Source organism: Spirosoma endophyticum, from assembly GCF_900112365.1.
Classification (GTDB): Bacteria; Bacteroidota; Bacteroidia; order Cytophagales; family Spirosomataceae; genus Spirosoma; species Spirosoma endophyticum.
Map to the genome: position 1 here is coordinate 25,585 of NZ_FOLQ01000001.1, position 12,961 is coordinate 38,545.

Below are 12,961 nucleotides of genomic sequence, written 5' to 3' on the forward strand. Positions count from 1 at the left end.
ATACGTTTATTTTTTCAATACGTCACTCTTGGCCGCCTGATCAACCTCCGCTTGAGCATCTTCAGGAAGCATGAATCCTTCCTTCACCAAGTCGTTGGCAGCTTTTTGAACGGCCACTACGTAGGCGTCGTGCGTACCGTAGCGTTCTTCCAGCGACAGGCGTGGATCACCAGCTGTGATACGTTCAGCTTTGGTCTTTTTGAAGGGAATAAACATGCCATTCAATGACGCCAGATCGCCTTCGCCATAACCCGCCCGTCGTAAACTCCAGCCCGTATACGTTCCCAGCGGCACGCGAATTGTCGTGTTCCGAATGCCCGCCATCTCGTTGCCATCCTGATCTACTTTAGGAATTAGCACCGTGTAGGCGTTCTCTTTTACTACATTCGGTGGTTCCTGTAAAATGCCTGACAAGTACTTCTGCTGATAGCCCGGACCAAAATCCAGCACCGATACCTGATTGACCCGTCCGTTATAGGGTACACCCGGAATCGCGGGCCAACCACTACTTTTTTGTGCAGGCGCGACCAGCGTTTTGGCCGAAATTGTAGGGTAGGCGCTCGCAGGTGGTTGTTTTCCTGCCATCACCCATTGTTCCAGGGCAATCAATAACGCGCGAAGACCATACTGAACCGGGTTATGGTCCGTTGTGAAACCAGTGACGGGATCAACCGCGCTGAAAGGGGAGTGCTGAGTGCCGGCAAACAGATAAATGCGAACATTATCCGGGATGATGAGGTCTTTTTTGCCGTACGAATCGGTGGTTGTCAGCGACGCTCTTGACTGCCGGTATTCTGTCGACGTCAGCGTCTGCATAATTTTAGGACAGGTATTCGTTTGCCCACAGGTTTCCAGCATGCCGCCCGTAATACCCGAAATTGGATCGGTGGTTGTATCCCAGGTGAAGGGCGCGTCGGTGCCCGGAAAGCGATGGTCTTCGTGTTGCATGCCCCCACCCCCCGGCCGACCAAAGCGAATGTTCAGCGTGATACGTCGGGGACCGATGTGGGCGTCGATACCATCGAAAACCGGCTGGCCTTTTTCGTCCTGGTTGAAGCCGAGCTGCAAAAATGAGCGGATAAAATTACTGCATTGCGAAATGCCCTGCATAACGGTCGCCCGAATGGGAACTGTGCGCAGGTTTCCAGTCAAAACCGGACTCTGACTGCCTGCTTCATCCGTGCTTTCATGGCGCAGAAACGACGTAATATCACGGATGGACGCAAAACCCAGCCCAAGCACCAGCGGATTTTTGGCTGTATAAACCAGTTCGTAGATGTAATTTGGGTCGAAGCCATCCTTTAAAGAAATCTTCGTGGTGCTGGGTGTGCCGGGAAACGGTACGGTCGTGCAATCGGCAAAGGCCCAGTCGCTGTTCGGAACAGGCATTCGCTCGTCGGCTTCGTGAACCCGTCTGGTCAGTACGAGTCCGGTATTGTCGAGACTCACGGTTTCGTAGCTCTTGTGGGTCATGCCGCTAAAGGCGCCACTGCTCAGATTCAGGGTTTTGGTGGGCGTAACGACCTCAAGGTCAGCACGGACTTTGCCGGTAATCTCGTTGCCATTTTCTGTGGCAACCGGCACCATCATGGTAAGGCGCTTGCTGCCCGGCGAATCGTCGCTCGGCAGTACGTCCCCCTGCCAGGCACTCCACAGGTAAACGTAGCCTCGCTTTAGCAGTACTGTATCCGCTGGCGACATACCACCCCGGTTCGGCAAGCTCAGGAACAACAGACCATTGCTCTTGCTCATGTCGGTGGGCCGTAGCATCACAAAATCCGATATGTATTCGACCATGCCCCGCGCATTTTTCGGCGCTAGTTGAATATCCTGAATGATTTTATTCTGGGACAGATTGGGATCGACTTCGCCATAGGCCTGCCCAAATACCCGTTCGTAACTTCCGACAGCGCCCATTGATTTCCCGGCCTCGTAAGGTTCAGTTCGAGTTATGACCAGTTTTACCAGGCGAGCCTGAGCGGGAAAGAACAGGCTTACTCCAGAACTTAAGCAGAACAGGAATCGGAGGAATGGGCGGAATGTCATGGGATTTAACGTTAGTTTCTGACGGTCTTAAAGCGATAATACACCATTGGCTTTCAGGATTTTGCTGAAAAACAGTAGCTGATAAGGCAATGCATTTTCCCAATAGTCCCAGGTGTGACCACCCGGCCGTTCGGTGTAATCGTGGGGCGTCTGGTTCGCCATCAACTGACGGTGCAGGTCGCGGTTCGTTTCGATCAGGAAGTCATCCACGCCAATATCGAAAATCAGGGGCAGGTTATTGGCTTTTAGCTTGTCGGCGAGCGTGACCATCGTGTAGCCCGGATAGGGGGCATCGCCTTCTTTCGGTGGGCCGAGCAATTTGGCGAAATTCTCCGATCGGGATTTGGCAAAATCGGCGGGCACTTTCCAGGTGGCGGTGTTGATATTCATCACCCCGCTCATACTCCCGGCAGCCGCGTACAACTCTGGATGACGGCTTGAGATAAACATCGCGCCGTGCCCACCCATCGACAGACCCGCAATAATTCGGCCTTTCCGGTCGCGAACCGTACGGTATGTATTATCGATTTTGTCGATTAACTCTTTCGAAATAAACGTTTCAAACTGACTGGTTTTGACCAGTGGACTATCGAAATAATAGCTGGTCGGGTCACCGTCGGGTGTTACGATGATCAGATTAAACTGATCTGCCAATCGTTGCAGTAGTGTTTTGTCAGCTGTTTTGGTGAGCCAGTCCCGGAAACTGCCGGTACCGCCATGAAGCAGATAGAGCACGGGTAAAGGTTGTTTCGCTTTCTTGTATCGTTCCGGTAGTACTATGGCCGTGCGGAGCGTTCGGTTCATGCTGGCACTCACTACGTCCAGGGTGTCAACTCTGGCTGCTAACGCGGGCAGCGAAAGCATCAACGTCATAAATACGAGTAAAGATTTGACGGAAATTTTGTGCATACTAGTGGTTATTGAGCAGTGGACCCGTTGGCTTTCAGAACTTTATTGAAGAAGAGCACATGGTTTGGCAGCGAATTGCCCCAGTAGTCCCAGGAATGGCCACCGGGTCGTTCGGAATAGTCGTGGGGTGTCTGGTTGAAGACCAACCGACGGTGTAGTTCCCGATTCGGTTCAATCAGAAAATCGTCAACACCACAGTCAAAGATGAGCGTCAACCCGTTGGTTTTCATCCTGTCGGCCAAGTTAATAACCGAGAAAGACGCGTAGTGATCCGGCGATTGCTCAATGGGCCCCAGAATCTTTGCGAATTCAAGCTTTATGTTTTTGGCAGCATCGGGCGGCAGTTTCCAGCTGTCCATGTCCAGATTCAGCGCTCCGCTCATGCTGCCAGCTGCACAGTAGAGATCGGGATGACGCGTTGCCAGATACAGCGCTCCGTAACCACCCATGGAAAGACCCGTAATCACCCGGCCTTTGTTGGTGCGAACGGTTCGATACGTATTGTCAATTTTATCAATGACATCTTTAGTTAAATACGTTTCAAACTGGCTGTCTTTAAGGACGGGACTATCTAGATAATAGCTGAAAACCTCACCTTCGGGCATCACAATGAGCAGGTTATACTGGTCGGCCAGTCGTTGCAGCAGTGTTTTGTCGGGCGTTTGGTTGAGCCAGTCATTAAAGTGGCCATACCCACCGTGGAGCAAATACAACACCGGATACGTTGATTTACTTTTTGCTGGGGTCTGGTAGGATGCGGGTAGAATAACAGCCGCCCGTAGCTTCTTTTTCATCGCGGCACTGGGAATGTCCAGTGAATCAACGGTAGCGCCAGCCGCAAGAAAGGGTAGAATCAGTAAGTTGATCGTCAGGAAAAGGCCGGGTAAGCGCATAATTGGTGAACTTTAATGAGGCTAACTGATTTTGTAGCTTCTGATTGTCAAGTTGTTAGGATTAAAATGATCCGCCTTACCATAGAATAAGTAGAATCGATCAAAGCCTCATCATCTAACCTGGAATCGTATGTATGAGAACTTTTTTATCTTTACGTCAAAACTACGCAAAGAATCTTTATGTCAGAAAGGCATAAGGCCATTTTGTAGAATTTTATGATTGAATATAATCCTGCGGCCGCCCGATACTATCAGGAAGTTTCTGAACAATGCATCCATTACCTGTCGATTGATGGGGTGATTTTTGGTTTTCACCAAAATCAGTTGAAGGTGTTGCTGCTACGTTGGAAAGGGACAGAGGAATGGAGTTTGCCGGGTGGATTTATTCGGAAGGCCGAATCAGTTGATGTGGCCGCGCAACGCATCATGCAGGAGCGAACAGGCCTGAACGAGCTTTACCTGCATCAGTTTCACGTCTTTGGCGAAGCTGTCCGGTACAATCAGGAAGAAACCTGGCGGAAAATAAACCTGCCGATTCAGGGCGTAAACTGGTCTGAGCGAACCATTTCCCTCGGCTATTACGCCTTGGTCGATCACTCGAAAGTTGTTCCAACCCCCGACTTTCTGACGGAAGAATGCCGCTGGTGGAGTCTGGACCAGATACCGGCACTTCTTTTCGATCATAATTACATCATTAACGTGGCACTTGCGTCACTACGGAAACAGCTCAATGATCAGCCTATCAACCACTTACTGCCCGAAGCGTTCACAATTCCAGAATTGCAACGGCTTCATGAAACCATTTTAGGCTATCCATTAGACGCCCGCAATTTTTACAAAAAAACAATGGCGTCGGGGAGCCTGGAGCGACTTTCCGAACGACGGGCGGGAACACCGCATAAGGCTCCCTATCTGTATCGGTTTAATCTCAGGCCTTTCGCTTAGAGCCGTGCCACGGTTTCATTGAACTAATTTAGGAACCGTGGCACGGCTCTAAGCGAAAGGCCTGAATCTGTAACTGAACAATCAATTTGCGCATATACGTAACAACTAAAAAAGACACCGGGATAACCCAGTGTCTTTTTTGTAGGCTAGCTTTCCTCAATACCCCGGGTTCTGGCCTTTGAGCCCAACGTTAGGGTTGTTGTCGATCTCCTGCTGAGGAATGGGCAACAGCTCATGTTTGCCTTTCTGGAAATACGCCAGCGGTTCGGTTTTTAGCTTCCCATTTTTACGCCACCGAAGAATATCCTTGTTGCGAATCTCCTCGCCGTTCAGTTCCACACGCCGTTCGTGTACAATAGCATTGAATACCTGATCTTTGGTTGACACGGGGTAGTTTGCTGTCGGGTAAGCAGGCATCGCTACACTCGGGCGACTGCGAACCATGTTCAGGTAATTGACGGCACTGGCAATGTTTCCCGCTTCATTTTCACACTCGGCCATGGCCAGCAACGTTTCGGCGTACCGCATGATCCGCTGGTTGATGCCGCCCGTTGTCGACGTGCCCGCTTTGTACATCAGGGTGAATTTCCGCCAGCTGATTTTCTGCTCCTTGCCGTCGACCATTGAACTAAAGCCATTCTGAACCGCGTCGGTCAGGACAGATTGGTCTTTGTTGTATTTATCGCCCGTCGTATAAACCGATTTAGCGTAGCGTGGGTCGGTTTTGGCATCGCCTTTGGTCGTTTTCTCGAACTCGGCCAGCAGACTGTTCGATGGAATAATGTTCCGCCAGCCGATGCCCGAATACTCCTGCGTTCGCACGGTTTCTTCACCCGCCGAAGCGCCGTCGGCATCGGTATTCCAATTGAACGTACCGCCCGAGGTCAGGAAGTTCACCTCCCAGATCGACTCTTTGTTGAACTCCGTTTCTTCGAGGAAATTGTCGTTATATTCATCAACGAGCTGGTAGGTACCCGAACTGATAATTTTCTGAAGTTCGGTTTTCGCGTTGGTGTAGTCGCCCTGTTGCATATAGGCCCGCGCCAGCAGCATTTGGGCCGCTCCTTTGGTCGCCCGCCCCTGATTGGTCGCGTCGTACGTAGCGGGCAAAGCATCCTGAGCCGCCTTTAAGTCCTCCACGATGAACGCGTATACCTCCGCTTCTGTTGCGCGGGCTCCCGATCCGGCGAGCGACGTAACATACTTCTTATAGAGCGGCACCCCGCCCCACATGCTGACCAGTTCAAAGTAAGACCAGGCCCGAAGAAATTTGGCTTCTCCCACCGCCTGCGTGGCAACGGTTGCCGTCAGACCCGTAGATGCGGCTGCGTTATCAATCACGACGTTGGCCCGGTGAATGACCCGATACGCACCGGTCCAGACGGAACCCACTAAGGAGTTATTAGCATCGTGTACGCCCAGCAGGAGCTGATTGCGGGGTGTTTCGAGTTGACCACCGCCCGCTGCTACGTCGTCGGAGCGCAAATCATTGGTGAAAAACCACTCGCGAGCCACCAGATTCGTAGACTGAACGGCCGCGTACACACCATTGATGGCGCTACGAATCTGGGCGTCAGTTTTAAAGTAACTGTCCGTTGTTACGGCGTTGGGATTGAGCTGATTCAGGTCTTTGTCGCTACAGCCGATTGCCAGACTAAAAACTAAAATCCCGGTAAAAATATAGGACTTTTTCATACTAATGTTCATGATTTGAGGTTCGTTAAAACCAGTTAGAAAGTAACTTGAAGACCCGCCAGGAAGGTCCGGGCCTGCGGATAGTTTGCATAGTCGATACCACTTCTGAGCAACGTGTTATTCCGTGAGCCAATTTCCGGATCATAGCCGGTGTACTTCGTGAGCGTCAGCAGGTTCTGGCTGGATACATACACCCGCACCTTCGTTACGTAGCCTTTCGTCAGGCCAGTGAGTTTGGTCGTTGGGATGGAATAACCGATCGTCAGGTTCTTGATCCGCATGTAAGAACCATCTTCGATAAACCGGTCCGACGTGCGGCTGTTGTTGTTGGGGTCGCCACTGACGGCACGCGGTACGTCCGTGTTCGTATTGGTTGGCGTCCAGGCATTTAGAACAGCAGTCCCTGCGTTGAATAAGCGAAGCATACCTTGTGTCACAACCTTGGTTCCGTTATAAATCTTGTTTCCCTGAACCCCTTGTAGGTAGAGCGTGAAATCAAAGTTTTTGTAGGAACCCGAGAAGTTGGCCCCGTAGTTGAATTTCGGCAGGTAGCTACCTAAGTACGTGCGGTCATTGGCGTCAATTTTACCATCGCCATTGATATCCTTAAATTTGATATCACCGGCCGACGTATTTTTGGCTGGATTATCCGTGTCCCGCGTGTCGGGTCGATTTTGGCGGGGAGCGCTGTATACTTCATCAACGGACTTGAAAATGCCGTCTACCTGATAGCCATAAAACGACTGGATAGGCTGCCCAACTTCGGTCTTGGTAATGTCATACCCGCCGAAGTCAGCATTCAGACCGGCATAAATTGACGCTGTGGGAGTCGCCAGACTTAACACCCGATTGCGGGTGATGCCGATGTTTGCCGACACATTGCCCCGGAAATCACCTTTCGAATAGTTGTAGCCTGCCTGGAACTCATAGCCCCAGTTTTTCATGCTGCCAATATTCGCAACGGGTGCCGTGGTGTACCCGATGGAGTTTGGAATGGGAACGGCCAGAATCAGCCCATCGGTGAATCGATTGTACACCTCGGCTGAGAACGTGAACTTATTGTTGAACAAGCCCAGATCAACCCCCACATTAACCATGTCGGTGGTTTCCCATTTCAACTCCGTGTTGCCTAATGCATTGAAATAAGAGCCCAGCGAGTTGGTACCACCAAATGGATAGGCGGTGGCATCGGCCTGCACCACCGATTGCCAGGCGTAATTTCCGATGCCATTGAAGCCGGTTTTACCGTAGCTGGCCCGTAGCTTCAGCTCCGACAACTGATGGAGTGACTTCATGAAGTTCTCCTGATTGATCCGCCAGCCCACCGACGCTGATGGGAAGTTACCCCACTTGTTGCCGGGTGCAAACAGCGATGAACCATCCCGACGTATGGACGCGCTCAAAAGGTATTTCCCCTCATAATCGTACGTTACCCGCCCGAGGTAAGAAATCAGATTCGTAATGCTCCGGGTGCTGGTGATGGAAGGGTTACTAACTCCCTGAATAACATCGAGATCGTTGTTTGGCCGGTTGCCCGATCCATTGATGCCGGAATTGAATACTTTTTGATTTTCGGCGGCTACCACGGCGCTGAAGTTATGTTTGCCAACGCTTTTATCGAACGAAAGCTGGTTGGTAAACACCTGGGAGATATTGGTACTTCGGGCATCCGAAACGGTAGCGGAGGTTCGCTGGCCATACCCATCCGAATAAATTGGCAGAAACGTAGTGCCCAGCGAATAGCCTAAATCGACACCATAGTTAAAGCGATATTTCAGGAAACTGGTGAGCTTGACATCGGCGTAGAACGTAGCAAACGCCTTTAAAAATTTAGTTCGGATAAAATCGATGGAAAGCGCCCGGAGGGGGTTTTCAGGATCGGAGCCATCGAGCGCCGTTGGTGCACTGAAACCACCTACTTTTGTTGGATCGGTGGTTGGCCAGTAGGGCATCATGCGAATGGCGTGCATAACCTGCGACCGGTCGCCCGTTGGTTCGCCCCGCTGATTGCTGAAGGCAAAGGTCAATGTTTGCCCAAGGCTCAAAAACTTGGTCACCTGATGATCGGAATTCAGCCGCAGGGAACCCCGCTCAAAGCTGGTGCCCTTCATGATGCCGTCCTGCTTGAAATAACTGCCCGAGGCAAAAAAGCGCGATACGGCACCCCCGCCTGTCAGCGAAATCTGGTGCTGCGTGATGGGTGCGTTCCTGAAAATCTCATTCTGCCAGTTCGTTTCGGTTTGGGCGAACGTCTGGGTGGCGCCGGTATAAATAGGCGTTGCCAGATTGTTTAGCCGCGAAGGTAACGGAATGCCCGCGTTGGTGGTCAATGCCGTAGCGTATTGAACGTATTGATCGCGGTTGAGCACATCTACTTTATGCCAGGCGCTCTGCGTACCTGTGTATGTGTCCAGCGTGATACGTACTTTTCCATCCCGGCTTCCTTTTTTGGTGGTAATCAGGATGACCCCATTGGCGGCTCGTGAGCCGTAGATGGCGGCCGAGCTGGCATCTTTCAGCACTTCCAGCGACTCAATGTCGTTGGTGTTGAAGCTATTCAGGTCGCCGGTTGGGACGCCATCAATGACGTAGAGCGGCCCCGATGCGTAGTTGATCGAACCCACGCCCCGAATCTGGACGATCGGCGAACTGCCTGGTCCGCCATTGTTCACCACCGATACGCCCGGCACCCGCCCCTGCAACGCGGCAGATACGTTCGGAACGGGCAACGCCGTTAATTCTTTAGGTGTTACCGACGATACGGCCCCGGTTAGTGACGACCGCTTCTGGGTACCGTACCCAACCACAACGACTTCTTCCAGTGAACCTGCATCGGCCTCCAGCGATACGTTGATAGTCGCCTGGTTACTAACCGTTACTTCCTGTTTTTTATAGCCAATGTAGCTGAATACCAGCACGGCGCTCCCGTTTGGAACCTCAATTCGATACGTGCCACGAACATCACTCGTGGTCCCCCGACTGGTGCCTCTAATCTGAATATTTACACCGGCGAGCGGACTTCCTTTCTCGTCCAGTATGGTACCCGTAACGGGTTGGTCAACGGGTGCAGCGTGTACCCAGGTGACGGAGGTGAGTGTGGCAATCAGCAAAAGCTGATAAAGGCCAGGCCGTAGAAATTTCCGGGCCAGGGAATGAAGTAGACATTGATAGAACATAGATTGGAAAGGTTAACGGATTGTTAATGTGTCTCAGCAACACTATTTCAGGAAGTACGCATGGATGAGCGAGCCTGTTACACAGTAAATAGTAACGCTTAATGGCTTATCGCATCAGGGCACAACCGTAAAATAAGGGTGGTAAAGACAACCAAGTATATGGTTATTGGTATAAGTTATTGGACTGTTTAAATTACTGTCTTTTTTTTAATCTTTCTTTAATAATCTTTGAAAATACTTTGTTTATGCTGGTTTTTCTATGGAAAAAAGCAGTTAACTAGTTATTGATGAGATTTTTACTAACTATGATGCGACTACTTATACCTGTGATTTACGGCCTGTTTGGATGTATTTCGCCTGGCTTTTCCCAACGGGTTGTCATTCATCAGCCTGATCAAGCACCACAGACCCAATACGCCGTTGGAGTACTCAAAAAAGTATTGGTGATAAATAACTACACCGTATCGGTAGGCGCGGCTGAGTACACGATTGATCTGTTGATTGCCCGTGAGAAGCTGGGAAACGAAGGGTATGCAATAACACCACAGGGCAAGCGACTGACCATTACGGGCGGGGATGCACGTGGATTAATTTATGGGTGTCTGTCGGTAGCCGAAGACATGCAGAATGGCGTATCACTTTCGGCTATTAAAGCACAGACTGAAAAACCCCATTTACCGTTCCGTGCCATTAAGTTTGACCTTCCCTGGGATACGTATCGACACAGCTACTCGCTCGATCAGCATGTAGAAACCTGCCGGGATGTTGCTTACTGGGAACGGTTTCTGGACATGATGGTAAAGAATCGCTTCAATGCGCTCAGTCTCTGGAACCTGCATCCTTACACCTACATGATCAGGCCGAAGAATTTTCCGGAGGCCAGCCCGTTTACGGATAAAGAACTGGCACAATGGCAAACGCTGCACCGGGCGATTTTCCGAATGGCCAAAGAACGGGCGATTGATACGTACCTGATTCCCTTCAACATTTTTGTCAGTCCGGAATTTGCCAAAGCTCATAACGTAGCGATGGATAACCTGGAACACAATTTTTTTGTGAATGGCGATACGTCGGCAATCGTCAAACGCTATACGCGGGAGTGTGTCACGCAGGTGTTGCAGGAATACCCTGACCTGACCGGCTTTGGCCTGACACTGGGCGAAGGCATGGGCGGGATGTCTCCGCAGCAACGTGAGGACTGGATGAAAGAAACGATCATCGAAGGCATGCGCCTGGCAAACCGGAAGGCCAAACTGGTGCATCGCATTCCCTTTTCCAGCACCACCGGCTCGTTGGGCATCACGAGCATCGACACCGAAAAGCTAACCCGGCGAGCCATCGACGAAGAAGGTGATCTGGATTTTCTGGAAGGCCCGATCTGGGCGGATCTGAAATACAACTGGTCGCATGCCCACTCGACCCCCAACCTGATAAAAGTGCATGGCGGTAAATTGTATGATACGTATTTCAAGCCCGAGCCTACGAAATACAAAATCACCTGGACGGCCCGGAATGAAGATTTCTTTTGCCTGCGCTGGGGTGTCCCCGATTTTATTCGGGCGCACGTAGCTGCGAACAGTCAGGCATATGTAGGTGGGTATTTCATTGGCTCGGAAACCTATATTCCGGCCAAGGATTATTTCACCAGACCCGGTAGCCCGGTCGACTGGACCTATGCTTTTGAACGACAATGGCTATTTTATGAACTGTGGGGTCGGTTGCTATATAATCCAGCTACGCCCGATGCTATTTTCAGCGCTGAATTTACGCGCCGATATGGAAAAGGGGCTGCACCGTTGCTCGAAGCCTATGCCCTGGCATCCTCGACGCCATTGCGGTTGGCAGCTTCATTCGATTTTACCTGGGATTTTTCTCTTTATAGCGAGGGAATGATGGCGCACGATGCCAAAAAGAACGTTTCCTACATTTCGGTCGAGCAGCAAATTACGCAGCCAACCCTCGACCCAGCTTATGTATCGGTTACCGATTATGTGAAGACGCAGCTAGCGGGCCAGTCGTTTGAGTCGACTAAAATTACGCCACCCATCCTGGCGGGCCTGCTGGAGCGGGATTGCCGGAAAGCGTTGCAGCTCGTGAAACCGATCAATACATCCTCGAACCGATCGCTACAGTATGAGGTGGCCGATGTGCAGGTGTGGGCCAATCTGGGCTTGCACCTGGCCGAAAAACTGAAGGCAGCCGTTGCGCTGCAAACGTATCGGTTAGCTGGTGGAGAGGCCAATAAACAGGCTGCGGTTCAACATCTGGAAGCCGCTTTGCGCTATTGGGATGCGGTGGTGGCCATCACCCGCCCGCTCTACAACGATATGCCCCTGGTCCATCTGACGGAGCAAAAAGGCAGCAGCTGGGCGGAAAATAACAAACTTCGCTTTCATTGGGCAATGCTACGGCCGGCCGTGGCAAACGATATTGAGATGGCCCGTCAGGCTCAATATAGTGCCGGCAAATGAAGCAGACTAACAAAATAGCCGCCGTTAAGCCTTGGTTAAAAAAAATAATTGATGCGCAATGTGAGGTAATAAAGTCCAAACTTGTCTGTATTAAGTACTACCCGCTTAACGGACGTTTGCATGCAGCCCGTGCCTTTATATCCTGATCAACCTAAAGCCGACAGCATGCCACTGCTGCTGGTGAATCATCAATCCGAACACATGGCCAACGTGACGGACGATGAATTGATGCTTCGGCAACTGTTCGCGCAGGATGCCCGAAAAGGCTGTGCGCTGCTTTTCCGGCGATATTATCCGAATCTGGTCAATCACGCGGTGCGGTTTGTGTACTCGAAAGAAGTCGCCGAAGATTTGGTGGCCGAAGTATTTACGGTTTTCTGGCAGGACCGCACATTTGAGCAGATAACTACGTCGTATAGGGCTTATCTCTACAAAGCCGTTCGCCACCGGGCCTATAATTACCTGCGTTGGGAATTACGTCAGTCCGATTCGCTTGAACTAGCTGATGAACAGTCTATTCCGGTATCGCTACAGCCCGATCAGATGTTGCATTACAGCGAGCTACACCAGAAAATCGAGTCGATTATTCAGAGTCTGCCGCCCCAGTGCCAGCGGGCATTTCTGCTGAGTCGTATTGAGGGTAAGAAATACGCCGAAATTGCGCAGGACCTGCAGATCAGCAGCAGCGCCGTTGAAAAACTGCTCATCCGGGCACTGGGCAAGCTCCGTCAGGAATTGAAAACGGACTGGTTTATTTCGCTGGTTTTCTGGGGTTCAATTGGTTCGGTCTCCACCTGGATGTGAGGTAATGTATACGCAACTTGTC

At 51.1% G+C, this 12,961-nt stretch carries 8 protein-coding genes; 3 read left to right on the forward strand and 5 right to left on the reverse strand.

Annotation, left to right across the window (positions count from 1 at the left end; genetic code table 11):
- Positions 1–6: 6 nt before the first annotated feature.
- From BM202_RS00125 to BM202_RS00135, 3 genes are read right to left on the reverse strand one after another with little or no spacing between them, the layout of a single operon-like run.
- Entirely contained in the window at positions 7–2,046 is a 2,040-nt protein-coding gene (locus tag BM202_RS00125) for an alpha/beta hydrolase domain-containing protein (RefSeq protein WP_143100607.1), read from the reverse strand.
- A 27-nt stretch (positions 2,047–2,073) separates the two neighbouring features.
- Positions 2,074–2,919 carry an alpha/beta hydrolase gene (locus tag BM202_RS00130; protein ID WP_394333775.1) on the reverse strand — a complete coding sequence of 282 codons (846 nt, stop codon included), beginning with the start codon at positions 2,917–2,919 and terminating at the stop codon, positions 2,074–2,076.
- A 44-nt stretch (positions 2,920–2,963) separates the two neighbouring features.
- Complete coding sequence (locus tag BM202_RS00135) at positions 2,964–3,848, reverse strand: alpha/beta hydrolase (protein ID WP_093822453.1); 885 nt, start codon at positions 3,846–3,848, stop codon at positions 2,964–2,966.
- Positions 3,849–4,064: 216 nt separating this feature from the next.
- Between BM202_RS00135 and BM202_RS00140 the strand changes: the two genes are divergently transcribed.
- Positions 4,065–4,793, forward strand: a complete 729-nt coding sequence (locus BM202_RS00140; protein ID WP_093822454.1) for an NUDIX hydrolase — start codon at positions 4,065–4,067, stop codon at positions 4,791–4,793.
- Positions 4,794–4,949: 156 nt separating this feature from the next.
- On the opposite strand, the gene BM202_RS00145 is transcribed toward BM202_RS00140, so the two are convergent.
- Both BM202_RS00145 and BM202_RS00150 read right to left on the reverse strand, forming a co-directional pair.
- The gene (locus tag BM202_RS00145) at positions 4,950–6,488 is read right to left on the reverse strand and encodes a RagB/SusD family nutrient uptake outer membrane protein (RefSeq protein ID WP_093823527.1); all 1,539 of its coding nucleotides are present in this window, start codon (positions 6,486–6,488) and stop codon (positions 4,950–4,952) included.
- A 35-nt stretch (positions 6,489–6,523) separates the two neighbouring features.
- Entirely contained in the window at positions 6,524–9,664 is a 3,141-nt protein-coding gene (locus tag BM202_RS00150; RefSeq protein WP_093822455.1) for a SusC/RagA family TonB-linked outer membrane protein, read from the reverse strand.
- Positions 9,665–9,969: 305 nt separating this feature from the next.
- Between BM202_RS00150 and BM202_RS00155 the strand changes: the two genes are divergently transcribed.
- Together BM202_RS00155 and BM202_RS00160 are read left to right on the forward strand one after the other, a co-directional pair.
- Positions 9,970–12,135, forward strand: coding sequence for a glycoside hydrolase family 20 zincin-like fold domain-containing protein (locus BM202_RS00155; protein ID WP_093822456.1), 2,166 nt, complete (start codon positions 9,970–9,972; stop codon positions 12,133–12,135).
- A 120-nt stretch (positions 12,136–12,255) separates the two neighbouring features.
- Positions 12,256–12,939 (forward strand): RNA polymerase sigma-70 factor, encoded by a 684-nt coding sequence (locus BM202_RS00160; RefSeq protein WP_093822457.1) that lies wholly within the window; start codon positions 12,256–12,258, stop codon positions 12,937–12,939.
- Positions 12,940–12,961: the final 22 nt, after the last annotated feature.